The sequence below is a fragment of the Microbacterium imperiale genome (genome assembly GCF_017876655.1).
GTDB lineage: Bacteria > Actinomycetota > Actinomycetes > Actinomycetales > Microbacteriaceae > Microbacterium > Microbacterium imperiale.
Genome location: NZ_JAGIOK010000001.1, coordinates 555,043 through 580,892, shown reverse-complemented (window position 1 = coordinate 580,892; position 25,850 = coordinate 555,043). Strand labels below are relative to the sequence as shown.

General features: G+C 71.5%; 24 protein-coding genes and 2 tRNA genes. 14 read left to right on the top strand and 12 right to left on the bottom strand.

The features are described 5' to 3' along the window. The first annotated feature begins 46 nt into the window (after nucleotides 1-46). Entirely contained in the window at nucleotides 47-475 is a 429-nt protein-coding gene (locus JOF37_RS02840) for a MarR family winged helix-turn-helix transcriptional regulator (RefSeq protein ID WP_271174857.1), read from the top strand. A gap of 100 nt (nucleotides 476-575) precedes the next feature. Here JOF37_RS02840 and JOF37_RS02835 read toward each other — a convergent pair. Further along, nucleotides 576-649: transfer RNA gene (locus tag JOF37_RS02835), tRNA-Met, on the bottom strand. A gap of 133 nt (nucleotides 650-782) precedes the next feature. On the opposite strand from JOF37_RS02835, the gene JOF37_RS02830 reads away from it, so the two are divergent. After that, a complete protein-coding gene (locus JOF37_RS02830) occupies nucleotides 783-1,298 on the top strand; it encodes a DUF6328 family protein (RefSeq protein ID WP_245338085.1) in 516 nt (171 codons plus the stop codon). After that, nucleotides 1,295-2,113, top strand: a complete 819-nt coding sequence (locus tag JOF37_RS02825) for a carbon-nitrogen hydrolase family protein (protein ID WP_210004894.1) — start codon at nucleotides 1,295-1,297, stop codon at nucleotides 2,111-2,113. The genes JOF37_RS02830 and JOF37_RS02825 overlap by 4 nt, the downstream gene beginning before the upstream one ends. On the opposite strand, the gene JOF37_RS02820 is transcribed toward JOF37_RS02825, so the two are convergent. Next, nucleotides 2,087-3,286, bottom strand: coding sequence for an aminotransferase class I/II-fold pyridoxal phosphate-dependent enzyme (locus JOF37_RS02820; RefSeq protein ID WP_210004893.1), 1,200 nt, complete (start codon nucleotides 3,284-3,286; stop codon nucleotides 2,087-2,089). The two genes, JOF37_RS02825 and JOF37_RS02820, sit on opposite strands and share 27 nt — an antisense overlap. 100 nt (nucleotides 3,287-3,386) lie before the next feature. Between JOF37_RS02820 and JOF37_RS02815 the strand changes: the two genes are divergently transcribed. From JOF37_RS02815 to JOF37_RS02805, 3 genes are read left to right on the top strand one after another with little or no spacing between them, the layout of a single operon-like run. Continuing rightward, nucleotides 3,387-4,850 (top strand): S1C family serine protease, encoded by a 1,464-nt coding sequence (locus JOF37_RS02815; RefSeq protein WP_210004889.1) that lies wholly within the window; start codon nucleotides 3,387-3,389, stop codon nucleotides 4,848-4,850. A gap of 43 nt (nucleotides 4,851-4,893) precedes the next feature. Beyond that, complete coding sequence (locus JOF37_RS02810; RefSeq protein WP_210004888.1) at nucleotides 4,894-6,141, top strand: CDP-glycerol glycerophosphotransferase family protein; 1,248 nt, start codon at nucleotides 4,894-4,896, stop codon at nucleotides 6,139-6,141. Continuing rightward, the gene (locus JOF37_RS02805; protein WP_245338084.1) at nucleotides 6,138-7,589 is read left to right on the top strand and encodes a CDP-glycerol glycerophosphotransferase family protein; all 1,452 of its coding nucleotides are present in this window, start codon (nucleotides 6,138-6,140) and stop codon (nucleotides 7,587-7,589) included. Before JOF37_RS02810 ends, JOF37_RS02805 begins: the two co-directional genes overlap by 4 nt. An 18-nt stretch (nucleotides 7,590-7,607) precedes the next feature. Here JOF37_RS02805 and JOF37_RS02800 read toward each other — a convergent pair whose 3' ends face one another. After that, nucleotides 7,608-8,699: a glycosyltransferase gene (locus tag JOF37_RS02800; protein WP_210004887.1), complete on the bottom strand. Its 1,092-nt coding sequence runs from the start codon at nucleotides 8,697-8,699 to the stop codon at nucleotides 7,608-7,610. Nucleotides 8,700-8,754: 55 nt separating this feature from the next. Between JOF37_RS02800 and JOF37_RS02795 the strand changes: the two genes are divergently transcribed. Further along, complete coding sequence (locus tag JOF37_RS02795) at nucleotides 8,755-10,023, top strand: CDP-glycerol glycerophosphotransferase family protein (RefSeq protein ID WP_210004886.1); 1,269 nt, start codon at nucleotides 8,755-8,757, stop codon at nucleotides 10,021-10,023. 19 nt (nucleotides 10,024-10,042) lie between these two features. Here JOF37_RS02795 and JOF37_RS02790 read toward each other — a convergent pair whose 3' ends face one another. Genes JOF37_RS02790 through JOF37_RS02780 form a run of 3 tightly spaced genes read right to left on the bottom strand, consistent with a single transcriptional unit; the run spans nucleotide 10,043 to nucleotide 11,905 of the window. Beyond that, nucleotides 10,043-10,264 (bottom strand): SCO4848 family membrane protein, encoded by a 222-nt coding sequence (locus tag JOF37_RS02790; RefSeq protein ID WP_210004885.1) that lies wholly within the window; start codon nucleotides 10,262-10,264, stop codon nucleotides 10,043-10,045. After that, entirely contained in the window at nucleotides 10,261-11,175 is a 915-nt protein-coding gene (locus JOF37_RS02785; RefSeq protein WP_210004884.1) for a hypothetical protein, read from the bottom strand. The genes JOF37_RS02790 and JOF37_RS02785 overlap by 4 nt, the downstream gene beginning before the upstream one ends. Before the next feature lie 37 nt (nucleotides 11,176-11,212). Beyond that, a complete protein-coding gene (locus JOF37_RS02780) occupies nucleotides 11,213-11,905 on the bottom strand; it encodes a phosphocholine cytidylyltransferase family protein (protein WP_210004883.1) in 693 nt (230 codons plus the stop codon). Nucleotides 11,906-12,110: 205 nt separating this feature from the next. On the opposite strand from JOF37_RS02780, the gene JOF37_RS15460 reads away from it, so the two are divergent. The 3 genes from JOF37_RS15460 to JOF37_RS02765 are packed head-to-tail and all read left to right on the top strand — an operon-like array spanning nucleotide 12,111 to nucleotide 15,690. Beyond that, nucleotides 12,111-13,889 (top strand): ABC transporter ATP-binding protein, encoded by a 1,779-nt coding sequence (locus tag JOF37_RS15460; protein ID WP_271174858.1) that lies wholly within the window; start codon nucleotides 12,111-12,113, stop codon nucleotides 13,887-13,889. Beyond that, nucleotides 13,865-15,400, top strand: a complete 1,536-nt coding sequence (locus JOF37_RS02770) for a hypothetical protein (protein WP_210004882.1) — start codon at nucleotides 13,865-13,867, stop codon at nucleotides 15,398-15,400. The genes JOF37_RS15460 and JOF37_RS02770 overlap by 25 nt, the downstream gene beginning before the upstream one ends. 23 nt (nucleotides 15,401-15,423) lie before the next feature. Then, entirely contained in the window at nucleotides 15,424-15,690 is a 267-nt protein-coding gene (locus JOF37_RS02765) for a DUF3039 domain-containing protein (RefSeq protein WP_210004881.1), read from the top strand. Between the two features lie 100 nt (nucleotides 15,691-15,790). Here JOF37_RS02765 and JOF37_RS02760 read toward each other — a convergent pair whose 3' ends face one another. Then, on the bottom strand, nucleotides 15,791-17,116 hold the full coding sequence (locus JOF37_RS02760; protein ID WP_210004880.1) for a nicotinate phosphoribosyltransferase: 1,326 nt from the start codon (nucleotides 17,114-17,116) through the stop codon (nucleotides 15,791-15,793). A gap of 38 nt (nucleotides 17,117-17,154) precedes the next feature. On the opposite strand from JOF37_RS02760, the gene murI reads away from it, so the two are divergent. The 3 genes from murI to rdgB are packed head-to-tail and all read left to right on the top strand — an operon-like array spanning nucleotide 17,155 to nucleotide 19,350. Beyond that, nucleotides 17,155-17,997: a glutamate racemase gene (gene murI / locus JOF37_RS02755; RefSeq protein WP_210004879.1), complete on the top strand. Its 843-nt coding sequence runs from the start codon at nucleotides 17,155-17,157 to the stop codon at nucleotides 17,995-17,997. A gap of 31 nt (nucleotides 17,998-18,028) precedes the next feature. Continuing rightward, nucleotides 18,029-18,760: a ribonuclease PH gene (rph, locus tag JOF37_RS02750; protein WP_210004877.1), complete on the top strand. Its 732-nt coding sequence runs from the start codon at nucleotides 18,029-18,031 to the stop codon at nucleotides 18,758-18,760. Further along, nucleotides 18,757-19,350, top strand: coding sequence for an RdgB/HAM1 family non-canonical purine NTP pyrophosphatase (gene rdgB, locus JOF37_RS02745; RefSeq protein WP_210004875.1), 594 nt, complete (start codon nucleotides 18,757-18,759; stop codon nucleotides 19,348-19,350). Before rph ends, rdgB begins: the two co-directional genes overlap by 4 nt. Nucleotides 19,351-19,478: 128 nt before the next feature. Here the strand turns inward: rdgB and JOF37_RS02740 are convergent, their stop codons facing one another. Next, the gene (locus tag JOF37_RS02740) at nucleotides 19,479-21,869 is read right to left on the bottom strand and encodes an ATP-dependent DNA ligase (protein ID WP_372445403.1); all 2,391 of its coding nucleotides are present in this window, start codon (nucleotides 21,867-21,869) and stop codon (nucleotides 19,479-19,481) included. Between the two features lie 55 nt (nucleotides 21,870-21,924). On the opposite strand from JOF37_RS02740, the gene ku reads away from it, so the two are divergent. Next, the gene (ku, locus tag JOF37_RS02735) at nucleotides 21,925-22,878 is read left to right on the top strand and encodes a non-homologous end joining protein Ku (protein WP_210004873.1); all 954 of its coding nucleotides are present in this window, start codon (nucleotides 21,925-21,927) and stop codon (nucleotides 22,876-22,878) included. Here ku and JOF37_RS02730 read toward each other — a convergent pair whose 3' ends face one another. From JOF37_RS02730 to JOF37_RS02715, 4 genes are all read right to left on the bottom strand, one after another. Further along, nucleotides 22,879-23,691: a DedA family protein gene (locus tag JOF37_RS02730; protein WP_210004871.1), complete on the bottom strand. Its 813-nt coding sequence runs from the start codon at nucleotides 23,689-23,691 to the stop codon at nucleotides 22,879-22,881. Between the two features lie 51 nt (nucleotides 23,692-23,742). Further along, nucleotides 23,743-23,824 (bottom strand) — tRNA-Leu (locus JOF37_RS02725). 12 nt (nucleotides 23,825-23,836) lie between these two features. Next, nucleotides 23,837-24,670, bottom strand: a complete 834-nt coding sequence (locus JOF37_RS02720; protein WP_210004869.1) for a formate/nitrite transporter family protein — start codon at nucleotides 24,668-24,670, stop codon at nucleotides 23,837-23,839. 113 nt (nucleotides 24,671-24,783) lie between these two features. Next, nucleotides 24,784-25,836 carry a methionine synthase gene (locus tag JOF37_RS02715; protein WP_210004867.1) on the bottom strand — a complete coding sequence of 351 codons (1,053 nt, stop codon included), beginning with the start codon at nucleotides 25,834-25,836 and terminating at the stop codon, nucleotides 24,784-24,786. Nucleotides 25,837-25,850: the final 14 nt, after the last annotated feature.

Here is a 25,850-nt window from a genome sequence, read left to right as displayed (position 1 = left end):
TGTCCACATGGTTCTCCCGAATCGCACGACGGCGAGAAGCCGTGTAGTGCGCGCCGCCTTGGAGGGCGTGCGCGCCTTCAGCGACGCCATGGACCGCATGCACACGGGTCTGCGCGGCGACATGGACATGAACGCCACCGACCTATCGGCGCTGCGCATGCTCAGCATCCGCGAGCAGCACGGTGAGTTGGTCAAGCCGCACGACCTCGCCCGGCACCTCGGAATCTCGAGCGCCTCGACGACGAAGCTCATCGACCGCCTTGCGAAAGAGGGGTTCGTCGTGCGGGAGCCCCACCCGAACGACCGACGCGCGCTGGTCATCACGTTGACCGAGTCGTCGCGTGCCGACTTCGGGCGGCACTTCGCGGCGCGCATGGCGCGCATGCGCGGAGCGCTCGAGCCCTTCACCGATGGCGAGCTCAGGACGATCATCCGTTTCCTCGACGAGATGAGCGAGGCGCTCGTCGACGACTGATCCCGCCGCGGCGGGAATCACGAACCGGTACCGCGCCGGTCACAACTCGCGGAGCATACGACGAAGGCCCCACCATTCGGCGGGGCCTTCGTCTTTTCTGTTGCGGGGACAGGATTTGAACCTGCGACCTCTGGGTTATGAGCCCAGCGAGCTACCGAGCTGCTCCACCCCGCGGCACAAGAGATAAAGCTAGCACGGGTTCCGGGGGTCGTCCAATCGAGACGCCTTCGCGACGCCGGCCGGGCGTGTCGTCCGTGGTCTCCGCAGTCGTGTTGCCTCGCGCCGCCGTCGGCGGGAGGATGGCGCCATGACCTCCGCCGCCTCGATGTCCGCGAAGTCCGGTGATGTCGCCGACGACGGCCGCGACGAGTCGGCGGACGAGCGCGCCGACCGGAACTGGAACGAACTCCTGCAGGAGCTGCGCGTTCTCCAGACCGGCACGCAGATCCTCACGGGCTTCCTGCTCGCCCTGGCGTTCCAGCCCGCGTTCGACGACCTCAACGCGATGCAGCGGACGTTCTACCTGGTGCTCGTCGTGCTCGCCGCCCTCAGCGCGATCGTGGCTCTCGCCCCCGTGGCCCTGCACCGCGCCCTCTTCCGACACCGCGCCAAGCCCGCCGTCGTCGCCTACGGGCACGTCGCCCTGCTCACGGCTCTGGTGACCGTCTCGCTGCTGCTGGTGGGGGTCGTCGTGTTCGTGTTCGACGTCGTCGTGAGCGTCTCGGCGTCGTGGATCGCCGGCGCCGTGCTCGCCCTGCTGATCGCCGCGCTGTGGATCGTCTCGCCGCTCGTGTTCCGGCGCCGCGGAACGGGGGCACGATGACCGCTGTCGCCGTGGCCCAGTTCGCGCCGTCGGCCGATCCGGCAGGCAACCTCCGCGAGATGCGGCGGCTGGTCGCCCGCGCAGTCGACCGCGGCGCCGATGTCGTCGTGTTCCCGGAGTACTCCAGCTACTTCGTCGATCCCTTCGACGACACGCTCGCGGCGCACGCCCAGTCGGTCGACGGCCCGTTCGTGGCGGCGTTGCGCGAGCTGGCGATCGAGTACGGGGTGCACGTCGTCGCGGGCCTGCTTGAAGCCGCTGCCGACGGCGAGCGCGTGCGCAACACCGTCGTCGCCGTCGGCCCGGAGGGCCTCGCCGCGGCGTACCGCAAGCTCCACCTGTACGATGCGTTCGGACAGCGGGAGTCGGACTGGGTCGAGCCGGGCGACATCGCGCCGCCCGAGACGTTCGTGGTCGGCGGCATCCGGTTCGGCCTGATGACCTGCTACGACCTGCGATTCCCGGAGGTCGCGCGCACCCTCGCCGACGCCGGCGCGCACGCGCTGCTCGTCCCGGCGCAATGGGTGCGCGGCCCGCTCAAAGAGCTGCACTGGCACACCCTGCTGCGCGCGCGGGCGATCGAGAACACCCTGTTCGTCGCTGCCGCGGACCACCCGCCGCCGCTGGGCGTCGGCAACTCCGGCGTCATCGACCCGCAGGGTGTCGACATCGCGGCGGTCGGCACCGCGACGGATGTGGCGGTCGCGCACCTCGAGCTCGAGGCGGTGGAGCGCGTCCGACGCGTCAATCCGGCCTTGCGCCTGCGGCGGTTCGCCGTCGTCCCGCGGTCAGAAGGCGGCGGCGAGCCGAGCTGAGGCTTCAGCGAGCACGTCGGGTCGCTTGCAGGCCGCGAAGCGCACGAGCGTGCTGTAGTGGCGACGGTGCGCGTGCGAGGCGAAGGCCGTGAGCGGGATCGCCACCACGCCCGCGCGGTCGGCCAGCTCGCGGCAGAACTCCGCCGCGTCGGTCGCCCCGAGGGGGGAGGCGTCGGCGACCGTGAAGTACGACCCGGACGGGGTGGACACGTCGAAGCCGGCCGCGCGCAGCCCGGCGCCGATCGCGTCGCGTCCGGCTCGCAGTCGCGCGGTGATCGCCGCATAGGCGTCGTCGGGCAGGCGCAGGCCGACAGCCACGGCGGGCTGGAACGGCCCGGCGTTGACATAGGTGAGCCACTGCTTGACGGCGAGCACCGCCCCCACGAGCTCGCGCGGGCCCGAGACCCAGCCGACCTTCCATCCGGTGGCCGAGAAGGTCTTGCCGGCCGACGAGATCGTCAGCGTGCGCTCGAAGGCCCCGGCGCGACTCGCGAGCGGCACATGCGACCGGTCGAACGTGAGGTGCTCGTAGACCTCGTCGGTCACGATGATCGCGTCGTGACGGTGGGCCAAGCGGATGATCTCCGCGCCGACCTCGGGATCGAAGACCGCCCCGGTGGGATTGTGGGGATCGTTGACGAGGATCATGCGCGTGCGGTCGGTCACGGCGGCGCGCAGCTCGTCGAGGTCGGGCTGGAACCCGGGCCACCGCAGCGGCACCGTGACCAGACGCGCCCCGGAGAGGGCGATCAGCGCGGCATAGGCGTCGTAGTAGGGCTCGAAGACGACGATCTCGTCGTCGGGTCCGTCGACGAGGGCGAGCAGCGTGGCGGCCAGGGCCTCCGTCGCGCCGGCTGTCACCAGGATCTCCGAGTCCGGGTCGAGGGGGATGCCGTACCACCGGGCCTGATGCTCGGCGACGGCGGTCAGCAGCTCAGGCTCGCCGCGGCCCGGGGGGTACTGGTTGCGACCCGCTGCGATAGCCGCGTGCGCTGCCGCGAGGACGGGCGCGGGCGGATCGTCGTCGGGGAATCCCTGGCCCAGATTCACCGCTCCGGTGCGCGCCGCCAGCGCGCTCATCTCGGCGAAGATGGTCGGGACGGGTACGCCCTCGTCGGTGAGCAGGCCGGCGCCGCGGGCGGCGCGACGCCAGGCGCCGGGAACCTCGTGCATCCGGCACAGGCTACACGCATAGCACGGTCCCAACCCCGCCATAGGCAAACCACAGCATGGCGCGGCAATCTGGTCTCGCTTGGACAAAGGAGCAACCTCGATGAGCGACCCGCAGAACCCCGACGACCGCACTCCCGGCGCGCAGAGCGCCGCCGAGCAGCCCGCCGACCGCACCTCGATCCCCGAGACCCGACCGGAGGCCGCCGCGGCACCGACGCCGCCGCCCAGCGACGCGACCATCCCGCCGCGTCCGCCGATGCCGGGCTACGAGGCCGCGGCCGGCTCGGGCTTCCACACCCAGCCGACGCAGCCGTACGGCGCGAGCTTCGGTCACGCCGCGCCCGCCGCGACGGCCGAGCACCACGACAAGCAGCGAGTCGGCGGTGGCAAGGTCGCGGCGATCCTCGTCGCTGCGGCCCTCGTCGGCGGAGCCGCGGGCATCGGCGGAGCCGCCGCCGTCGGCTCGTCCTTCGTCGCCGCGCCCGCCTCGCAGAGCGCCGGGCCCTCGTCGATCACCGTCAACAACCCCGACTCGGTCAACGCCACGACGGCCATCGCCTCGAAGGTGCTGCCGAGCGTCGTGACGATCTCGGCGTCGTCGAACGGCTCGGGCGGCACGGGCTCGGGCGTCATCCTGAGCGAGGACGGCTACGTCCTCACCAACACCCACGTCGTCACCCTGGACGGCGCGACGGGCGACCCGCGACTGTCGGTGACGACGTCCGATGGCCGCGTGTACGCCGCGACGATCGTCGGGACCGACCCGACCTACGACCTCGCGGTCATCAAGCTCACCGACGCGTCGGGCCTGACCCCGATCGAGTTCGGCGACTCGAGCAAGCTCAACGTCGGCGACCAGACGGTCGCCGTCGGTGCTCCGCTCGGGCTCTCGAACACGGTGACCACCGGCATCGTCAGCGCGCTCAACCGGTCGATCCAGATCGCCTCGTCGGCGGCCCCGGACTCCGAGGCCGAGCCCGACCAGGGGTCGCCGGGCGGACGCACACCCTTCGAATTCGATTTCGGCCAGGGCCAGCAGGAGCAGCGTCAGGCGACGTCGTCGATCGCGATCTCGGTCATCCAGACCGACGCGGCGATCAACCCCGGCAACTCCGGCGGCGCACTGGTCGACGGCAAGGGACGCCTCATCGGCATCAACGTCGCGATCGCCAGCGCCGGCGGCACCTCGACCGAGGCCGGCTCGATCGGCGTCGGATTCGCGATCCCGTCGACCGTGGCCGAGCGCGTCGCCAACGAGATCATCGAGAACGGGTCGGCCTCCCACGGTCTTCTCGGAGCGACCGTGGGAGACGCCGCCGCGGCCGAGGGCGCGACCCGCGCCGGTGCACTCATCGACGACGTGACGCCCGACGGCGCGGCGGCGGAGGCCGGACTGCAGAAGGGGGATGTCGTGACCCGCTTCAACGGCGTCGCCATCACCGACCAGGTCGACCTCACGGCACAGGTGCGGGCGCTCGCGGCTGGCAGCGACGCCGAGATCACCTATGTTCGCGACGGCCGCGAGGAGACGACCACCGTCACGCTCGGCGAGCTGCAGCAGTAAGCGGCATCCCGGCTCGGACGCCACCCCGCGATAGGCTCGCGGGGTGGCGTCTTTCTCGTTCGGCGCGGGCAACGTGGGGAAGCTCCTGCGCATCCCGCTGTATCTGGCCGGACGCATCGCCACCGCCGTGATCCCGCGCAGCCGCGGCGGCTGGGTCTTCGGCTGCGCCGTGGGCATCGCCGACGGTGCGCTCGCGCTGTGGCAGGCGGCACCCCGGGCACGCGCGGTCTGGCTCGTCTCGACGCCGCAGCAGGCCGAGGAGGCCCGCCGGCGCGGCATCCCGACGGCTGAGCGCGACTCGCTGCGGGGGTTCTGGCTCACCGCCCGCGCGCGGGTGGTCGTCATCACGCACGGACTCGGCGATGTCAATCGATACGGCGTGCACGGTGCGTACATCGTGCAGCTGTGGCACGGCATCCCCCTCAAGCGCATCGGCCTCGACTCACCCGTCACGACCGATCCCGGGCGCCTCGGCCGCATCCCGGGCGTCCGTGCCCTCCTCGCGGCGGCGTATCGGCGCACGCAGCGCCAGATCGCGCTGCTGCCGGCGGCGTCACACCTCGTCCGCGGTCGCCTCGAGAGCGCGTTCGGCCTGCCCGATGATCACGTGCCGGTGCTGGGGGAGCCCCGCGTGGACGTGCTGTCGCCGCCCGACCGGGATGCCGCGCGCACGGGCGCCCGTGCTCGGCTCGAGCACCTGGTCGGCCCTCTCGGCGGCGCGCGGGTCGTCCTGTATGCCCCGACGTGGCGCGACGGCGCACCCGACCCGGCGATCCCCACCGCCTCCGACTGGGCGGCGCTCATCTCGCTGCTCGAGCGAACCGACGCCGTTCTGCTCGTCCGCTCGCACCCGCTCGGCGGCGGTGCGTACGCTCCCGAACCGGCTCACGAGCGGGTCCGCTCGCTCGGCAGCGACGTCGTCGCCGATGTGACCCCGCTGCTTCCCGCGCTGGACGTGCTCGTCACCGACTATTCGTCCCTCGCCTACGACGCGGGGCTGGTGCCGCTGGGCACGCTCTTCCTCGCCCCCGATGTCGCCGCGTACACGCTCACGCGCGGTTTCTACGGCTCGTACGCCGCTGTCGCCGGCGACGACACCGCGGCATCGTGGCGCGACCTCATGCCGTCGCTCGAAGCGGTGCTCACCGACCCCGTCGAGGCGCAGCGTCGGCGGGACCGCGCGGCCGCGCTCAGCGCCCGTGTCCACGCGTGGCGCGACGGCGGCAACGCCCGTCGTGTGCACGACGCGATCGTCGCGGCCGTCCCCGCGGCCGGGAAGGAACCCGCATGATGCGACTGCGATTCGAGCTCGCCGAGGGCGTCCCGATGCTCGTCGTCGCGTCGGACGGACCGGCGCCTGCGACGATCGAGGTGGACGGTGCGCGCGCGCGTGTGACGGCTGCGGCCGCGACTGTGGCCGACGGCTGGGAGGCACGCGTGCCCCTGCACGCCTCGCGGTGGAGCGGTCCCGAGCTGCCCCTGCCGTCCGGTACCTACACGATCGCCGTCGACGGCCGCCCTCTCGACGAGCGAGCGGCGCCCCCGGCGCAGGCCGCGATCGTCCTCGGCACGCTGCGGGCGGGCTGGGACGGCCGGCGCGTGCTGATCGGTCCGCCCCTGGACCCCGCCCTCGCCGCGGGCGAAGGGCAGAACGCGCTCGAGCAGCGCTACGCCGCGCACCGTGCGCCCCTCGAGAACGCCGTGTTCTTCGAGAGCTTCTACGGCCGCAGCGCCGGCGACAACCCGCGCGCGATCGACCGCGAGCTCGCGCGCGTGGCCCCCGCCGTCACGCGCTACTGGAGCGTCGTGGACCTCTCGGTGCCGGTTCCCGACGGCGCGGTGGCGGTGGTCGAGGGAAGCCCGGAATGGTGGCGTGCCCGCGGTGCGGCTCGTCTGCTGGTGGTGAACGATTGGCTGCGCCGGCGGTTCGTCCGTCGTCCGGGCCAGGTCGTGCTGCAGACGTGGCACGGCACCCCGCTCAAGCGACTGGCGCTGCACCGCCCTGGCTTCGACCCGCGACGGGCTCTCGCGGTGATCCGCGAGAGCCGGCGCTGGAACGTCCTCCTGGCGCAGAATCCCTACGGCGCCCGGGTGCTGCGCAGGGCCTACGCCTTCCTGCGGCGCCCGGTCTGGGTCGAGGGCTATCCCCGTACCGACGAGTTGCACACCGGCGACCGGGCAGCAGTCCGCTCGGCGCTCGGCATCGACGGCGACGATCGTGTGCTCCTCTACGCGCCGACCTGGCGCGACGACCGCGAGACCATCGTCGACTTCCTCGACCTCGCCGCGCTCGCCGAATCGACGGGTGCCGTCGTGCTGGTGCGCGGGCACTCCCGGACGCTGCTGCCCGGCGCCGACGCGCGCGGCGCGCGGGTCATCGATGTGACGGCGCACCCCGACCTCGCGGCGCTCCAGCTCGCATCCGATGCGCTCATCACCGACTACTCCTCGGTGATGTTCGACTACTCGGTGACCGGCAAGCCGATGTACTTCTTCGCCCCCGACCTGGAGCGGTATCGCGGCGAGCTGCGGGGGTTCTACTTCGACCTCGCCGAGCGCGCCCCCGGTCCGCTCACCCGCACGCAGGACGAACTCGTCGCGGCGCTCCGCGCCGACCCTGCGGTTTTCGCCGATCGGTACGACGACTGGCGTCGTCGGTTCAACGGGCGTGACGACGGTCATGCCGCCGAGCGCGTGGTGGCCCGCATCCTGGATCAGGGGTTCGTCTCGCGCGACTGAGCGCCGCACGCCGCCGGCTCAGGGCAGGGGAGTGTTCCGTGCCAGGCGCGAGGTGTCGACGGTGCCTCGCGCGCCCCGCAGCACGCCCTGCAGGAACCCGACCCCCCAGGCCAGATGCATCGAGGGAAGCACGGCGAGCGTCCACAGGCGATCACGCGTGCCACGACCGCCTCCGCGTCCCGCGCCCACCGCCGCGATGAGGAGCGCGTAAGCGGCGACCGGCAGGTAGACGACCGACGCGAGCGCGCTCGGCCAGCCGCTGAGCACGCGCGTGAGCTGCAGCACGCCCACGACCAGCGCGGCGCCCACCGCCAACACGAGCGCGGGCGGGGCGAAGAAGCGCATGCCGTTGCGGCGGCCGAAACGTCGCACGAGCTCACCACGCCACGACCCCGTCGCGCGGAACTGCCGCACCAGGCGCGCCCAGCTCTCGCGCGGCCAGTACGTCACTTCGAGCCGAGGATCGAACCACACGCGGTACCCGGCTCGTCGGATGCGGAGGTTCAGCTCCCAGTCCTCGCCCCGGCGGATGCCCTCGTCGAAGAGCCCGACCTCGTCGAGCACCGCGCGACGCATCACCCCGAGGTAGGCGGATTCGGCCGGTCCCTCTTCGGTGCCACCGTGATACGCACCGCCGCCGAGCCCGATCCGCGAGTTGTAGGCGCGCGCGACGGCTCGCTGGAACGGGGTGCGACCGTCCGCGCGCATGACTCCGCCGACGTTGGCCGCCTCGACGCGGGCGAGGGTCGCGAGGGCGGCGGCGGTGTAGGTGGGCTGCAGCTCGGAATGCGCATCGACCCGCACGATGGTGGGGAACCGGGCGGCGCGGATGGCGATGTTGAGACCGACCGGGATATGCGCCGCCGGATTGCGCACGAGACGGATGCGCGGATCGGCGTCGGCGAGTCGCTGCGCGACGGCCTCGGTCCCGTCCGTGGAGGGCGCGAGGGCGAGGAGGATCTCGGTGGGTCCCGCGAGCTCCTGCGCGAGAACGCTGCGGACGGCGCGCTCGAGGTAGTCGCGCTCGTTCAGCACCGGCATGACGAACGAGACCCCGGCGTCCGCACCCGGTACCGGGGCCGGCCGCCAGCGGCGTGCGTCGTCGTGCATCCGTCGATCATCCCATGCGTCCCCCGCCGGGCCACCACCCTCGTACCCTGGAGAGGTGGCAATCATCACCGACGCACGCAAAGCCGTCCACCTCGTGCGGCGCGCCATCGCCAACCGGTCGGCCCACCTCGACGTGCGCCGATCGCTCGCGAGACTGCCCCGACCGCCGCGTAAGCACTACCGCGTCGCGGTGTACTTCGCCGACGGCGACGTGAACATGTACCAGATGCGTCAGTGGTACAAGCCGCTGCAGAAGCTGGCGGAAACCTGGCCCGTCGTCGTCATCAGCCGCAGCGCCACCGGTGCGCAGGCGCTGCTGGCCGACGGGGCGCTGCCGGTGGCCTTCGCGCCGTCGGTGCGTGCGCTCGAGCAGTTCGTCGCCGCGCAGGACATCCGCGTCGTCCTGTACGTCAACCAGAACACCCGCAACTTCCAGATGTTCCGGTACGGGCACCGGTGGCACGTCTTCATCAACCACGGCGAGTCCGACAAGATGTACATGACCACCAACCAGTTCAAGGCCTACGACTACGCCCTCATCGCCGGCGATGCAGCGCGCGAGCGTCTCGGGCGGGTGCTGTGGGACTACGACCTCGACGCCCGCACGATCGAGATCGGCCGTCCGCAGGCGGACCACTACTCCGGAACGCTGCCCTACCCGCAGGACGACCGGACCGTCGTGCTCTACGCCCCGACGTGGGAGGGCGATCGGCCCGCCGCCCACTACGGCTCCATTGCGACGCACGGCGAGGCGCTGGCCGCCGCCGTGCTCGCCTCGCCCCGTCACCGACTCATCTACCGCCCGCATCCCCGTTCCGGCGTCGTCGACCGTGCCTACGGCGAGGCGAACCGCCGGATCGTGGCAGCGATCGGGGCCGCGAACGCCGCTGATCCGAGCGCGCATCACGTCTTCGACGACGGCCCCGACCTGGGCTGGCAGCTCGCCGCGGCCGACCTCGCCGTGGTCGACATCTCGGCCATGGTCTACGACCGGCTCGCCGCCGACAAGCCGCTTCTCGTGACCCGGCCGGCCGACCCCGCCGCGCTCATCGATACGGGCGGATACCTGTCGGATGCGGAGTGGCTCGAGGCGTCGGATGCCGGCGGCATCGTCGAGATCGCCGATCGCATCGCCGCCGATCCCGAGGCCACGGCTCGCCTGCAGGGGTGGTCGCGCCATTATTTCGGCGACACGACCCCGGGCGCGGCGACGGCGCGCTTCCACGCGGCGATCGAGCTGCTGATGCAGCGGTGGAGCGAGTGGGATGCGCGAACCGTGACGGTCGCCGACGAAGCGGACGAGGCCGAGTTCGACGACGCGTGAGCGGGCGCGCCTCCCGCGGTCAGGCTGCGCCGGTCAGCAGAAGCACGGCGCCGACGACGAACAGCGCGGCGAGCAGGAGTGCGATCACCACGAGCACGAGATGCACGGTGTAGAAGCGCGTCCGCCGGCCGTCGGCATCCGTCGCTCGCGGATCCCGCGCGACCCGTCGCAGGAAGGTCGGCCAGGTGATGACGTTGAAGACGGCCCCGGCTACGAGGATCGCGATGAGGAAGGGGGTCATGACTCTCTTTCGTCCGCGTCGATCTCAGTGAGCTTCTCGCCGCGTCGGAAGGGCCGCGTCGCGATGCCGCCGACCTGGCGTCCCGCGCCCGTCACGACGCCGCCGACACGCCGGGCGATCGAGCCGACGCTTCGTCCGATCGGTTGATTTCCGGGACGCGGATCGAGGTCGGACGGGAAGGTCGCGGGCACGATGCCGAACGCGCGACGCGCGCCGGCGATGACGCGTCGGCCGAGGATGTGGTTGCCCGTCCCCCCGATCACCGCGCCGATGCCGAACGGCATGGCCTTGCCCACGACCGACGCGCCACCGGCGGCCGCGAAGCGCCGCAGGAAGGTGTGGGTCAGCCGGTCGAGCACCGGGCCGACGGCGGCACGGGGGAGGGACGCGGTCACGAGCTCACCCCAATAGGTGCTGAGCGGTCCGCCGCGGCCGGTCGCCTGCCGCGCGAACTGACCGACCAGGTCGGCCCCCTCGCGGCCCAGCATGAGGGCCAGGACGAGAGCGCGCGCCCGGTCGGGGTTCTCGACGGGGATGCCGTGGAGCTCGGCCAGCGACTGGGCGAAGAGCGCCGTCGCCTCGAGGAAGCCGGCGGTCTCGACCCCGCTGAGCGCGAGAGTCGTCGCCGTTCCGATGCCGGGAACCACCGCTGTCGCACCGACGGCGGCACCGCCCGTCGTGACGGCCGTGAGGTAGCGACGCTCGAGCATCTGCGCGACCTGCGTCGTCGACGCGCCGGGATGATGCTGGCGGATGCTGCGCAGGTGCGCGAGCACGACCGGTCGCTGGACCGCGAGGAGGCGATCCAGCGTCCGTACCGTCAGCGGATGACCCGCACCATCGGGTGAGCCGGCGTCGCGCCGGGGCGCGTCGTCGGGGAGCGAGTCGATGCGGTGCACCTTGCGAGCCATGACACCCATCCTCTCGCGGCCGCGGAGGCTGCGGGCGTCAGACGAACAGGTTCGCGCGCTCGAGATCCTCGGCGAAGTCGACCTCGACCGCGTACAGGTCGGAGATGTCCATCGGCTCGAGCAGCACGCCGTTCTCGGCGATGGCCAGCTCGAGGCCGCGCTCGAAGTAGTCCTGGTCGTCGACGCGACCGAGCTGCGCGATCAGGGCCTTCTTGTCGCGCGAGGAGATGTAGTTGATGCCGACGGCCTCGCCGATCCCGCCGCGGACGGTCTTCGACAGCTCGTTGATGTAGCCCTCGGCGGTGACGGTGTACTTGACCTCTTCGTCGCTCACCTTCGCGGTGTTCACCGTCACGAACGACTGGTCGCGCTCGATGAACGAGACCGCACGGCCCAGCACGCGGGGGTCGAAGACCACGTCGCCGTTCATCCACAGGACGCCGCCGCGACCGCTCGCCTTGAGCGCGCGCAGCAGGCTCTGCGACGTGTTGGTCTGGTCGTAGCGCGCGTTGTAGACGTAGTCGACGTCGGGGAAGGCCTCGACGATCGTCTCGGCGCGGTAGCCCACGACGGTGGTGATGCGCGCGTCGTCCCCGAAGGCGGAACGGATGTTGTCGTGCTGCTGCTGCATGATGCTGCGTCCGTCGCCGAGTTCGGTCAGCGGCTTCGGAAGCGAGCGGCCCAGGCGCGAGCCCATCCCGGCGGCGAGGATCACGATCTGAAGGCTCACGACATCTCCCGAAGTTACGATTTAGAGCAGGGTTCACCAGGGCGTCACCCGGCAAGCCGATCCTTCATGGTAGCGATGACTCCTGAGAGGTCGCAGTAACGCCTCCGGCCGTTGCGCTTTCGTGACCTTGCTGGTAGCTCATTTCACAGCTACTCCCGATGACGAGGGGCCGGGGCAAACACGGCCCCCTTGATAGGTTGGTCGAGTGACAGCCGAGCCCCCCGCCCCCCAGGATCGACGGCCCGTCACCTCTGTGGTCGACGCCCCCGCGCCCCCGCTTCCGCCGGTGCCCGCAGAGGTCGCCGCCGCCGATCTGGCGGGTGCGCCGCAGGCGGCTCCCGCGGTGCCACCGACGCCCAAGCCGCGCCCACCGCGCAAGCCCGCCGCCCCACCGTCCGGCGCGGGTTCGGCCGGGTCGGGCGCCAAGAAGCCGCACAAGCCGCGCAAACCGCGTAAGCCCCGGCCGGCTCCCGTTGCGCCTCCTCTGCCCGAGGTTCCGGCCGCCGTCGCCGCGGCCGCGTTCGTCGCACCGCCGACCGAGCCGGCGGATCCGGCCCTCGCGGACGACCGGGACCTTACGCCCGCACCGCAGCCCGAGACGGTGCGCGAGCCGGAAGCGGCGAGCGAGTCGGAGGCGGTAAGCGAGCCGGAGGCGGTGAGCGAGTCGGAGGCCGTGAGCGAGTCGGAGCCTGTCGTCGAGCCCGAGCCCGAGACCCCGCGTGAGCCCGAGGCGGTCAGCGAGTCGGAGCTGATCGTGGAGCCCGAGCCGGTCGTCGAGCCCGAGCCCGAGCCCGAGCCCGAGCCGGACCTGGTCGCTGAGCCTGAGCTGGCCGCCGAGCCCGAGCCGGAGCCGGTCGTCGAGCCCGAGCTGGTCGCTGAGCCCGAGCTGGCCGTCGAGCCCGAGCCCGAGTCGGAGCCGGTCCTCGAGCCCGAGCCCGAGCCCGAGCCTGAGCTGATCGTCGAGCCCGAACCGGAGCTGGTCGCTGAGCCCGAGCTGGCCGCTGAGCCCGAGCTGGCCGCTGAGCCGGAGCCCGAGCTGGTCGTCGCGCCCGAGCCCGAGCCGGTCGTCGAGCCCGAGTCGGCCGCTGAGCCCGAGCCCGACGTGGTCGCCGTACCTGCCGGCGCGGACGACACCGCGGTGATGGACGCAACGCACGTGCTGGTGGTCGAGGCCGATGGCGAGGCCGTCGACACGCCGAAGCCCACGACGGATGCAGCTCCGGTTGCTCCTGCGCTCCGTCTGAGCGGCGTGACCAAGATCTACGGCGAGACGCACGCCGTCGACGGGATCGACCTCGAGATCCCCGCGGGGTCGTTCTACGGCCTGGTCGGTCCCAACGGGGCCGGCAAGACGACGACGCTCTCGATGATCGCGGGCCTGCTGCGGCCCGATCGCGGGTCGGTCGAGATCGCGGGCGTCGACCTCGCGCGCCGTCCGGCGCTCGCGAAGCGTCAGATGGGGATCCTGCCCGACCGGCTGCGCACCTTCGACCGCCTGACGGGGCGGCAGCTGCTCTACTATTACGGCGTGCTGCGCGGCCTGAAGCCCGCCGTGGTCGAGAACCGGATCGGCGATCTGGCGCGCGCCTTCGACCTGACCGATGCGCTCGGACGAAGCGTCGCCGATTACTCCGCCGGTATGACCAAGAAAGTCATGCTCGCCGGCGCGATGATCCACTCGCCGCGACTGCTCGTGCTCGACGAGCCCTTCGAGTCGGTCGATCCCGTGTCGAGCGCGGTCATCCTCGACATCCTGCAGAAGTACGTCGCCCACGGCGGCACGGTCATCCTCTCGAGCCACGGCATGGAGCTGGTGCAGCGCGCCTGTTCCGGCGTCGCGGTTCTCGTCGGCGGACGGATCCTGGCGTCCGGATCGGTCGACGAGGTGCGCGACGGTCGTACCCTCGAAGAGCGTTTCCTCGAGCTCGCGGGCGGAACCAGCGCGGTGGAGGGGCTCGAGTGGTTGCACACGTTCTCGGACTGAGGCTCGCGCTCCTGCTGGGCGCGCTGCGGTATCAGCGCACCCGCGCCATCGCCGCGCTGACGGGAGCGCTCGTGCTGGCTGCCGGCGCGTGCTTCGCTCTGGTCCGGCTCCAGGACGCCCCGTCGACGAGCACGTTCGTCGTGCTCGGGATCGGCGGATCCGCCGTGACGCTGTGCTTCGCCCTGGTGCCGCTCATCGCGCCCGTGCGCGATCCGCTGGATCCCCGCCGCTTCGCTGTGACGGGCCGCGGCTGGCGCTCCGTCGCCGGAGCGACGGCGCTGGCGTCGCCGCTCAGCCTGCCGTCGGCGGCGCTCATCGTGGTCGCGGTATTCGTCGCCCTCACCTGGTCGGCGCACGGAGTCGCCGCGGCGGCGTCCGGGTTCGCCGCTGCCCTGCTGGTGGTCACGCAGCTTCTGCTCGCCCGAGTCGCCCTCGGCCTGGCCGCCCTCGTGCTCGCCGATCGCCGTTCACGCGAGCTGACGTCGCTGCTGGTGCTGGGCCTGGCCGTCATCGCGATCCCCGTCGCCGTGTTCTTGGCGTCGCTGAATTGGGCCGGCGGCGTTCCACCGGCGCTGCAGTCCGCCGTCGACGTCCTGGCGGCGACGCCTCTGGGCGCCGCGTGGGTGCTGCCCCTCGCGCCGACACCCGGCGTCGTCGCGGTCGCACTCCTGACGCCGGTCGCCCTCGGCGCGGCGTGGGCCCTCATCGTCCGGCACATGCTGACCCGGACGGAACGCCCCGTCTCGGTCCGCGAGCGCCGCGGTCTCGGGTGGTTCACCGTGACCCCCGGCACTCCGGGCGGCGCCGTCGCCGCTCGCTCGCTGATCTACTGGCTGCGCGATCCCCGCTACCTCGTCGACATCGTCATCATCCCGATCGCCGCCATCGTCGTGGTGGTCCCGCTCGTGATCGTCGGCGTCTCGCGCGAGACGGCGGCGCTCATTCCGGCTCCGGTCATCGCGCTCTTCCTCGGCTGGCTCGTGCACAACGACCTCGCCTACGACGGTTCGGCGGTCTGGCTGCACATCTCGAGCGCGGTGCGCGGCGTCTCCGACCGCGTGGGGCGACTCGTTCCGCTGTTCCTCGTCGCGCTGCCGCTGCTGGCGATCGCGATCCCGGTCGGCGTCGGCATCCACGACGACTGGTCCGTACTGCCGGCCATGGTGGGCGTGTGCAGCGCGCTGTTGCTGGGCGGCCTGGGGCTGTCGTCGATCGCCTCCGTCGTGGCGCCGTACGCCGTGGCCCGGCACGGCGACAGTCCGTTCCAGCAGCCTCAGCGAACGGGCGGCGGGCTCTCGCAGGGCTTCGTCCTGGTGGGAACCATCGTGGCGGCGGTCCCGGCCCTCTGGTGGGGCTGGCGCTTCCTGCAGGGGACCCCTGACGCGCAGTGGTGGGCGCTCGGGGTCGGCCTGGGCACCGGCATCCTCGTGCTGGTCGTGGGCATCCTCATCGGCGGCGCCGTGTTCGATCGGCGGGGTGACCGCCTGATGGCATTCGCCGAGACCACCTGAGGGTTCGCGGATAGAATTCCGGCATGAGCACTCCTCTCGATTCTCCCGACCAGGGTGGTCTCGCGACCCTCGACCGTGAGCTCGAGGAGCTCATCCGCGAGGAGTCGATCGAGCCGGGCGACCACGAGCGTTTCTCGCACTACGTCAAGAAGGACAAGATCCTCGAGTCGGCGATCACCGGCAAGCCGGTGCGGGCACTGTGCGGCAAGAAGTGGACGCCGGGGCGCGACCCCGAGAAGTTCCCGGTCTGCCCTACGTGCAAGGAGATCTACGAGTCGATGACGCGCTGACGCGTCGCGACCACTCGAGAACGCACCCTCCGCCCGAGAACGCGCCCCCCGGGCCTTCTCGCTGCGAGGGTGCGTTCTCGGCGTTCTGGGGCTCCGCGCGTCAGTCCGCGTCGCGGTAGACCGTGGGAATCGCGGGCTCGGACCGGCTCAGCGCAAGGGCGCGGACGGGCATCTCCTCGATGACGCGGGCGTGATGCTCGCGGGCCGCGCGTACGCCGTCGGGACCGGTCCAGCCGGCGACGGGCCGTCCGCCGGCGAAGAGCTCCGTCTGCAGGGGACGGGCGTCGGGGTGCTCGGCGGGAGTGTCGAGCGGCTCGAAGCCGTCGGAGACGACGACGACCTCTTCCGACGCGGTGCCGCCGTTCAAGACGCGGAACGCCGACTTCCGACCGCCGTGCGACACCTTGTCGGCTGACGCCTTCGCGACCGACAGCCACGACCCGTCGGCGTTCTGACGCGCGACGAGCTTGTAGACCATGCCCGCGGTAGGCGTGCCCGAACCGGTCACCAGCGAAGTTCCGACTCCGTACGCGTCGACGGGGGATGCCGCGAGCGCCGCGATCGCGTACTCGTCGAGGTCGCTCGTGACGGTGATGCGCGTCTTGTGCGCGCCGAGCTCGTCGAGCTGTGCGCGCACGTCCGCGGCGACCGTGGGCAGGTCGCCCGAGTCGATGCGCACGCCGCCGAGGCCAGGACCGGCGACGCGGACGGCGGTGGCGACGCCCTCGGTGATGTCGTAGGTGTCCACGAGCAGCGTGGTCTCGACGCCGAGCGCCTCGATCTGGCTGCGGAAGGCCTCCTCCTCGCTGTCGTGCAGCAGCGTCCAGGCGTGCGCAGCGGTGCCCATCGTCGGGATGCCCCACGTCCGGCCCGCCTCGAGGTTGCTCGTGGCGCCGAACCCGGCGATGTGCGCGGCACGCGCCGCGGCGACGGCGCTGCGCTCGTGCGCGCGCCGCGAGCCCATCTCGGCGAGCGGACGGTCGCCGGCGGCGATCGCCATGCGAGCTGCGGCGGTGGCGACGGCGGAGTCGTAGTTCAGGATGCTGAGCACGAGGGTCTCGAGGACGACCGCCTCGGCGAAGGTGCCCTCGACCGTCAGGATGGGGGAGCCCGGGAAGTAGAGCTCGCCTTCGCGGTATCCGGTGATGCTGCCGGTGAAGCGGTAGTCGGCGAGCCAGCGCCGGGTGCGCTCGTCGATCGCGCCGTGCTGCTCGAGGTAGTCCAGCTCGTCCTCGCCGAAGCGGAAGCTCTCGATCTCCTCCAGAAGGCGTCCGGTTCCGGCGACGACACCGAACCGGCGACCCCCGGCGAGTCGGCGCGCGAACACCTCGAAGACGCACTGGCGGTCGGCCGTTCCGTCGCGCAACGCCGCCTGCAGCATCGTGATCTCGTACCGGTCGGTGAGCAGTGCGCTGGAGGCCGTCATGTCTGCCACTGTAGCGACGCGGGGTAGGCTCGATGATCGTGAACGACGCGCCCATCGGCATCTTCGACTCGGGCGTCGGCGGTCTCACGGTGGCGCGGGCGGTCTCGCAGCTGCTGCCGCGGGAGTCGCTGCTCTACATCGGAGACACCGCCCACTCGCCCTACGGCCCCAAGCCCATCGCCGACGTACGACGCTACGGCCTCGAGGTGCTCGACACACTCGTCGACGAGGGCGTGAAGATGCTCGTGATCGCCTGCAACACCGCGTCGTCGGCGCTGCTGCGCGATGCACGCGAGCGGTACGACGTACCCGTCGTCGAGGTGATCAACCCGGCCGTCCGCACCGCCATCTCGACCACGCGCAACGGGCGCATCGGCGTCATCGGCACGGTGGGGACCATCGCCTCCCGGGCCTACCAGGACATGCTCGAGGTCAACGAGCACCTGTCGGTGTTCGCCGCATCCTGCCCCCGCTTCGTCGAGTTCGTCGAGGCCGGCATCACGCAGTCGCCCGAAGTGCTCGCCGTCGCGGAGGAGTACCTCGCTCCGCTGCGGGAGGCCGGCGTCGACACCCTCGTACTCGGCTGCACCCACTACCCCTTCCTCGAGGGCGCGATCAGCTACGTGATGGGTCCCGACGTGACGCTCGTCTCGAGCGACTCCGAGACCGCGAAGGACGTCTACCGTCAGCTCGTCTCGCGGAGTCTGCTCGCGAGCCCGGATGCCGTCCCGCGCCATGTGTACGAAGCGACCGGTGACTCGGCCGACGACTTCCTCGCCCTCGCCGACCGCCTCATGGGCCGCGGCGTCCCGTCGGTGCGTCTCGTGCAGACGGGCGCGATCACCCTGCCGAAGCCGGCTGCGGCGCCGCCGGCATCCTGACCCTCATCCGCCCTCCGATCGGAGACATCCCATGACCGATTCCCTGCGCGCCGACGGGCGCACCGCCGACCAGCTGCGCACCGTCACGATCGAACGGGGCTGGAGCGCCCACGCCGAGGGCTCGGCCCTCGTCAGCTTCGGCGGCACCAAGGTGCTGTGCACGGCGTCGTTCACCAACGGCGTTCCCCGCTGGCTGACGGGCAAGGGCAAGGGATGGGTGACGGCCGAGTACGCGATGCTGCCCCGCGCCACCAACAGCCGCAACGACCGGGAGTCGATCAAGGGCAAGGTCGGCGGACGCACGCACGAGATCTCTCGCCTGATCGGACGCGCGCTGCGTGCCGTCGTCGACACCAAGGCGCTGGGCGAGAACACGATCGTCATCGACTGCGACGTCCTGCAGGCCGACGGCGGAACCCGCACCGCCGCCATCACCGGCGCGTACGTCGCGCTCGCCGACGCGATCGAGTGGGGCCGCTCGCAGAAGTTCATCGCGCAGCGGGCGACGCCCCTCGTCGACTCGGTGTCGGCGGTGTCGGTCGGGATCATCGACGGCACGCCCATGCTCGACCTCGCCTACGTCGAGGACGTGCGCGCCGAGACCGACATGAACGTCGTCGTCACCGGTCGCGGTCTGTTCGTCGAGGTGCAGGGCACCGCCGAGGGCGCTCCCTTCGACAAGCGCGAGCTCGACGCCCTGCTCGAGCTCGGCGTGAACGGCTGCGCCGAGCTGCGCGACATCCAGGCGGCGACGCTCGCATGACGGCCCGCATCGTCCTGGCCACCCACAACCCCCACAAGATCGAGGAGTTCCACGCCATCGTCGCGGCGGTGCGTCCCGACCTCGAGGTGATCGGCTACGACGGACCGGAACCCGTCGAGGACGGCGTCACCTTCACCGAGAACGCGCTGATCAAGGCCCGCGCGGCGGCCGCCCACACGGGGCTGCCCGCGCTCGCGGACGACTCCGGCATCTGCGTCGACGCCCTCGGCGGCGCACCGGGCGCCTTCTCGGCCTACTGGGCCGGCCACCAGAAGGATGCCGCCGCCAACACGGCCCTGCTGCTCGATCAGCTCTCCGACATCGCCGATCCGCGCCGCGCCGCGCAGTTCGTGTCGGTGATCGCTCTGGTCGACGGCGAGGCGGAGCACGTCGTCGAAGGCGTGTGGCCCGGACGGCTCGCGACGGCTGCGGCGGGGGAGGGCGGCTTCGGCTACGACCCGGTCTTCATCCCCGACGGCCAGCCGCAGCCCGAGCGCACGGTGGCCGAGTGGACGGCCGCCGAGAAGAACGCCGCGTCGCACCGAGCGCGCGCCTTCGTGGCGCTCACGGAGCTGCTCCGCAAGCTCTGACGGCGCCGCCGCGGTCGCCGGGGGTGTTCCGTCTGCAGGCTCAGCGGGGCCGAAGCTGTCCCCGACGGTCGTACGCGAACCGTTGAGCCTGACGACGGCACGACGGGTCCCGCGCCCGGGCGACGCGGCTAGGCCTCGCGCCGCACGTCCGCGGCCGCGCGGTCGGGGCGCAGGCCCCGCCACCGGGCGTGCCGCAGGGTGCCGCCGGGGGTGAACTCGGCGAATTCGACCTCGCCCACGAGGTCCGGCTGGACCCAGAGGGCGTCCGATGCGTCCGCGGACGGGACGCCCACGAAGGGATTCCGGTCCGACCGTCGCGGCGTGAGAGCCGCGTCGAGCCGGGCCAGCTCGGCGTCCGAGAACCCCGATCCGACGCGGCCGACGTAGCGCAGCCCCTCCTCGTCCGGGATGCCGAGCAGCAGCGACCCGATCCCGCCGCGGCGCCCGCCCTTTCCCGGACGGATGCCGCCGACGATGACGTCCTGCGTGCGCGACAGCTTGACCTTGAGCCATTCCTCCGAGCGGATGCCGGGGCGGTAACGCGAGCCGGGGTTCTTCACGACGGCACCCTCGAGATCGAGCTCGCGCGCCGCAGTGAGGGCGGCGTCGAGGTCGTCGGTGACGGGCGGGACGGTCAGCGGGGCCCGAGCGTCCGCCGTCGCCCGCTCGAGCAGCGCGCGCCGTTCCCGCAGGGAGCGGGCGGCGACGTCGGTGGCGCCGCGGCGCAGCAGGTCGAAGACGAAATAGTCCACCGGGGTGCGCTCGCGCTCACGGGCGATGTCGCGCGCCTTCGTGAGGTGCATGCGGTTCTGCAGCAGCGAGAAGCTCGGCCGCCGCGCGCTGTCGAGGGCGACGATCTCGCCGTCGAGCGTCAGGGGCTCCGGGCCGAGGCCGAGGTCGGCGTCGGTCAGTTCGGGGTAGCGGTCGGTGATATCCGTGCCGCTGCGCGCGTAGAGGCGGAGCCGGGCGCCGTCCCACTGCGCGATGGCGCGGATGCCGTCCCACTTGAACTCCACCCACGGGCTCCACCGGCCCGCGGCGGCGCGGCCGATGCTCGGGGACGCCGCCACCGCGAGCATCGGCGCCACGGGGCCCGACGCCGGCGTTGTCGGTGTCTCGGGTTCGATCGGCGCCCGAGCGGTGACCGTCGGCGCCGCGGCATCCGTCTTCATCCGGTGCAGGAGCCATTGCGACTTCTCGCCGGCGCCGTTCGTGCGGATGAGGACGAGACGCGGATTCTCGTCCCACCCGCCCCGCGCGCCGCGGAGGGTGAAGATGATCTCGTCGTCGCGCCACTTCTCGAGCTCGTACGTGCCGGTGTCCCAGATGCTCATCGTGCCCGCGCCGTACTCGCCGGCGGGGATCTCGCCGGCGAAGGTGAGGTACTCCAACGGGTGGGGCTCGGTCATGACCGCGAGGTGGTTGCGCTCCGAGCTGTCGGGGATGCCGCGGGGCACGGCCCAGCTCACGAGCACACCGTCGCGCTCGAGCCGCAGGTCGTAGTGCAGGCGCCGCGCGTGGTGCTCCTGGACCACGAAGCGCGGTGCGTCGCCGGGCCGGGCCGGCGCGGCCGCCGTCGGCATGGGCTCGGGTGTGCGCTCCGCCGATCTCTTGGCGAGATAGGGCGCCAGGGGTGCCGTGCGGCGCGGGGCGAGAGGGGCCAGCAGATCGCCGACGCGGTCGGCGCGCTCGAGCATCTCGTCGAAGCTCAGGTGGCGCAGCCCGGGGTCGTCGAGCTCGTCCCACGTGCGCGGGGCGGCGACCGTGGGCTCGGTGCGGCCGCGCAGCGAGTACGGCGCGATCGTGGTCTTCGACCCGTTGTTCTGACTCCAGTCGAGGAACACCTTGCCGGCACGCGCGCTGCGCGTCATCTGACTGATGACGAGGTCGGGGTGGTCTGCCTCGAGCGCGCGGGCGAGTTCCTTCGCGAACGCCGACGCCTGATCGCTCGTCTGATCGCCGGTCAGCGCGGCGTAGAGGTGGATGCCCTTGCTGCCGCTGGTGACGGGGAACAGCTCCATGCCCATGCCCGCGAGGATGTCGCGCACCCACCGCGCCACCTCGGCGCACTCCGCCAGCCCGACCCCGGGACCCGGGTCGAGGTCGAGCACGAGCCGGTCGGGGGTGCCGCGCGCACCGGCATCCGTGAAGCGCCACTGGGGCACGTGCAGCTCGAGGCTCGCGACCTGGGCGAGGTAGACGAGCGAGGCCACCTCTTCGACCAGGGGATAGTCCTTCGAGCCGCTGGAGTGGTCGATCGGCAGGCGGGGGAGCCAGGTCGGAGCTCCTCGCTCCAGATCCTTGGCGAAGAAGTCGGGCTGCTCGACGCCCTCGGGCCAGCGCTTGCGGGTCACCGGTCGCCGGTCGAGATGCGGCAGCATCAGCGGGGCGATGCGCGAGAAGTAGGCGATGACCTCGCCCTTGGTGGTGCCGGTGGCGGGGTAGAGCACCTTGTCGAGGTTCGACAGGCGCAGGCGGCGTCCGTCGACCCGCACCGTCTGCTCTCCTGCCACGACCACAGGCTATTGCGCCACCCGCTGGTCGCGGAGGGTGGTTGCGGTGTGTACTGCTCTCATGAGATCGATCTGGAAAGGCGCCCTGACCTTCGGGCTCGTCAACGTGCCGGTGAAGGTCTACTCGGCGACCGAGGACCACGACGTCCCGCTGCACCAGGTGCACAACGCCGACGGCGGCCGCATCCGGTACCAGCGCATCTGCGAGATCGATGGCGAAGTCGTCCCGTACGCCGACATCGACCGCGCATACGACGACGGCGATCGCACGGTCGTGCTGACGAAGGAGGATCTGGCATCGCTGCCGTCCGAGCGCAGCCGCGAGATCGATGTCGTGGAGTTCGTGCCGAGCGAGCAGATCGACCTGCTGACGCTGGACAAGGCGTACTACCTCGAGCCCGACTCGTCCTCGCCCAAGTCGTACGTGCTGCTGCGCAAGACGCTCGAGCAGACCGACCGCACCGCGATCGTCCGCTTCTCGCTGCGCCAGAAGACCCGCCTGGCCGCGTTGCGCGTGCGTGGCGACGTCTTGGTGCTGCAGACGCTGCTGTGGGCCGACGAGGTGCGCGAGGCGGCGTTCCCGTCGCTCGACGAGTCGGTGCGCATCTCGGCGAAGGAGCTGGAGCTGTCGGCATCCCTCGTCGAGAGCTTCTCGAGCGACTTCGACCCGGCGTCGTTCACCGACGAGTACCAGGAGGAGCTGCGCACCCTCATCGACGCGAAGCTCGAGAAGGGTGATGCGCTCGACACCTCGGAGACGTTCGGCGAGCAGGGCGACAAGGACGGCGGCGAGGTCATCGACCTGATGGAGGCGCTGCGGGCCAGCGTCGAGCGCAGCCGTGCGGCGCGCGGCGGGTCGTCCGGCGGCGGTGGCTCGGCCTCGCGATCGTCCGACGACACCGACGAGGACGCGGGGTCGGACAAGAGCACCGCGAAGAAGTCGGCGGGCTCGTCGACGGCGAAGAAGTCGACCGCGAAGAAGCCGGCCGCCAAGAAGAGCGCGAAGGCGTCCTGATCAGACGCGGGGAGGCTCGTGCCGGCCCGCGGGGGGACCGACGCGGCGCCCCTGCGGGTGCGGCTGGGGGTGCTGTTCGAAGACCTCGCGGTCGAGGACGAGCTCCTGCGCTTCGTCCGCATCGGTGTAGTCGTCGGGACCGGCGGCCATCGCCTTCTTCGACTTCCGCTTCTCTGCGAAGTAGTGCCACACGATGAAGATCACGGTGCCGAGCACCGCCACGAGCAGGATCACGTCGATGTACTTCGCCACGAACCCGCCGACGCCGGGGATGAGGCTCACGAGGTAGCCGAGCATCGTCAGGCCGAAGCCCCAGAGCACCGCGCCGATGAGGTTGTACAGCGTGTACCGGTGCCACGGCATCTTGCCGACGCCGGCCGCGACGGGTGCGAAGGTGCGAACGATGGGGACGAAGCGGGCGAGGATGACGGTGACCCCGCCGTACCGCTCGAAGAAGGCGTTCGTCCGCTCGACGTTGCGCCGGCTGAACAGGCCGCTCTCCTTCCGCTCGAAGACCGCGGGACCGCCCTTGCGTCCGATGACGTAGCCGACTTCACCGCCGAGGAAGGCGGACAGTCCGATGAGCAGCGCCACGAGCCACACGTTGATCCCGAAGACGCCGTGGGGTGCGTGCGTGACGGGGTTCGAGAGCAGGCCCGCCATGATCAGCAGCGTGTCGCCGGGCAGCAGGAAGCCGACGAGCAGGCCCGTCTCGGCGAAGACGATGAAGCACACCACGAGCAGAGCCCAGGGGCCGGCCGCACTGATGATGGTGGCGGGGTCGAGCCAGGGGATGAGAGCGATCTGATGCACGGTTTTCCCGTCGGGAGAGGATGACTCCGGGGCGGGCGAACGCCCGTTCCGTGCGGAAGGTGGGACTTGAACCCACACGCCGTGAGGCACAGGAACCTAAATCCTGCGTGTCTGCCAATTCCACCACTCCCGCGGACGGCTCAGTCTAACCAGCCGAGACCTCTCCGATCTGCGCCCGCGGCGCAGATTTCGGGACATCCCGAACCCGCGGTGATCCCCCCGCGAACCAGTAGCCGGCTCCGATGATCAGCCCGCCACCGACGAGGTTGCCCGCGCCGACCAGCGCCAGGTTGAGTGCGAACCCGGCGAGGGTGGCGGAGGGGTCGCCCGTCAGCAGTCCGATCGTGAAGGTCGTCATGTTGGCCACGACGTGCTCGAAGCCCGAGGTGATGAAGGCGAGGATCGCGGCGAACACGACGAGGACACGCGCTGTCTCGCTGCGCAGCCGCACCGTCATCCACACGGCGGCGCAGACGAGCACGTTGCAGAGAATGCCGCGCGCGAACAGTTCGACGGGACCCTCGTGGGCCTTCGCGGCGAGCATGTCGGTCATCATGCTGCCGGCAGCGGGATTGCTGCGAAGGACGCCGGACGCGACGACGAGAGCGGCGAAGAGGACCGAGCCGAGCAGGTTGGCGCCGAAGGTCCAGAGCATCGCCGCGGCGGCCCGGCCCGGGCCGATCGCGCGCATCAGGGCTGCCTGCGGCAGCGTCATCATCGACGAGGTGACGAGTTCGCCGCCGGCGACGAGGACGATCGTGAGCGCGACGCCGAAGACGAGGCCCGACACGAGCTTGCCCCATCCCGAGCCGGCGGCCGCCAGCGGGCCGGCGGCGCTGACCATCAGCACGACGCCGACGCCGATATAGGCGCCGGCGAGCATGCCCGAGACGGTGAACCGACCGGGAGAGCCCATACCGTCGACCTTGTGGATGCCGTTGTCGGCCTGGGCGCTGAGCGCTGCCGGGATCGAGATCACGGGATCACCGTCCTTCCGCCGCCAGTGTGCGCCCATGACGACGGGGCAGCGGGCGCGGGGGACCGGGGATAATCGCCCGGCGGCGGCGGCGGCGGCGGTCGCCGCCGAGAGGGTCAGGGTGCGGACACCGTGCTCTCTCGGGCGAGTTCCGCTCGGACGATGTCGGCACCGGCGACGAGGGCGCTGAGCTTCTCGAACGCCACCTGCCGGGGGAGCGGGGCCATGCCGCAGTTGGTGCTCGGGATCAGGTTGTCGGCATCGACGAACTCCAGGGCTCGACGCAGCGTGTCGGCGACCTCCTGCGGCGACTCGACGTCGTGGCTGGCCACATCGATGGCCCCCAGCATCACCTTCTTGCCGCGGATGAGCTCGATGAGGTCGATCGGCACATGCGAGTGGTGGCTCTCGAGCGACACGACGTCGATCGTCGAGCGCTGCAGGAGCGGGAACGACTCCTCGTACTGCCGCCACTCCGGGCCGAGGGTCGCCTTCCAGGCGTTGTTGGCCTCGATGCCGTAGCCGTAGCAGATGTGGACCACCGTCTCGGCGCACAGGCCTTCGGCGGCCCGCTCGAGCGTGGCGATGCCCCAATCTCTCATCTCGTCGAAGAACACGTTGAACGCGGGCTCGTCGAACTGGATGATGTCGACCCCCGCGGCCTCGAGCTCCCGCGCCTCCTGATTGAGGATCGTCGCGAACTCCCACGCGAGCTTCTCGCGGCTGCGGTAATGCCGGTCCGAGAGCGTGTCGATCATCGTCATCGGGCCGGGAAGCGCCCACTTGATCGGCTGGTCGGTCTGCCGGCGCAGGAACGCGGCGTCGTCGACGAAGACGGGCCGGCGGCGGCTCACGGCACCGACCACCGTCGGCACGCTCGCGTCGTAGCGGTCGCGGATCCGCACCGTCTCGCGGTTCTCGAAGTCGACGCCGTCGAGATGCTCGATGAAGGTCGTGACGAAGTGCTGGCGTGTCTGCTCGCCGTCGCTGACGATGTCGATCCCGCGCCGGCGCTGTTCGTGGGCGGCGGCGCGCAGGGCGTCGTGCTTGCCCTCGGCCAGGGTGTCGCCGTCGAGCTCCCACGGTGACCACAGCACCTCGGGTTTGGCCAGCCAGGACGGCTTGGGCAGGCTGCCGACGATCGAGGTGGGGAGGAGCGTGTTCGTCATGGATGATTCCTCGC

Bases quoted from the DNA above. Each gene is read 5' to 3' on its own strand.
- JOF37_RS02830 (WP_245338085.1), top strand. From the start codon at position 783: ATGACCTCCGCCGCCTCGATGTCCGCGAAGTCCGGTGATGTCGCCGAC.
- JOF37_RS02785 (WP_210004884.1), bottom strand. From the start codon at position 11,175: ATGGCTCGCAAGGTGCACCGCATCGACTCGCTCCCCGACGACGCGCCC.
- JOF37_RS02760 (WP_210004880.1), bottom strand. From the start codon at position 17,116: ATGACGGCCTCCAGCGCACTGCTCACCGACCGGTACGAGATCACGATG.
- JOF37_RS02820 (WP_210004893.1), bottom strand. From the start codon at position 3,286: ATGCACGAGGTTCCCGGCGCCTGGCGTCGCGCCGCCCGCGGCGCCGGC.
- JOF37_RS02765 (WP_210004881.1), top strand. From the start codon at position 15,424: ATGAGCACTCCTCTCGATTCTCCCGACCAGGGTGGTCTCGCGACCCTC.
- JOF37_RS02800 (WP_210004887.1), bottom strand. From the start codon at position 8,699: ATGCACGACGACGCACGCCGCTGGCGGCCGGCCCCGGTACCGGGTGCG.
- JOF37_RS02825 (WP_210004894.1), top strand. From the start codon at position 1,295: ATGACCGCTGTCGCCGTGGCCCAGTTCGCGCCGTCGGCCGATCCGGCA.
- JOF37_RS02715 (WP_210004867.1), bottom strand. From the start codon at position 25,836: ATGACGAACACGCTCCTCCCCACCTCGATCGTCGGCAGCCTGCCCAAG.
- JOF37_RS02815 (WP_210004889.1), top strand. From the start codon at position 3,387: ATGAGCGACCCGCAGAACCCCGACGACCGCACTCCCGGCGCGCAGAGC.
- rdgB (WP_210004875.1), top strand. From the start codon at position 18,757: ATGACGGCCCGCATCGTCCTGGCCACCCACAACCCCCACAAGATCGAG.
- ku (WP_210004873.1), top strand. From the start codon at position 21,925: ATGAGATCGATCTGGAAAGGCGCCCTGACCTTCGGGCTCGTCAACGTG.
- JOF37_RS02805 (WP_245338084.1), top strand. From the start codon at position 6,138: ATGATGCGACTGCGATTCGAGCTCGCCGAGGGCGTCCCGATGCTCGTC.
- JOF37_RS02790 (WP_210004885.1), bottom strand. From the start codon at position 10,264: ATGACCCCCTTCCTCATCGCGATCCTCGTAGCCGGGGCCGTCTTCAAC.
- rph (WP_210004877.1), top strand. From the start codon at position 18,029: ATGACCGATTCCCTGCGCGCCGACGGGCGCACCGCCGACCAGCTGCGC.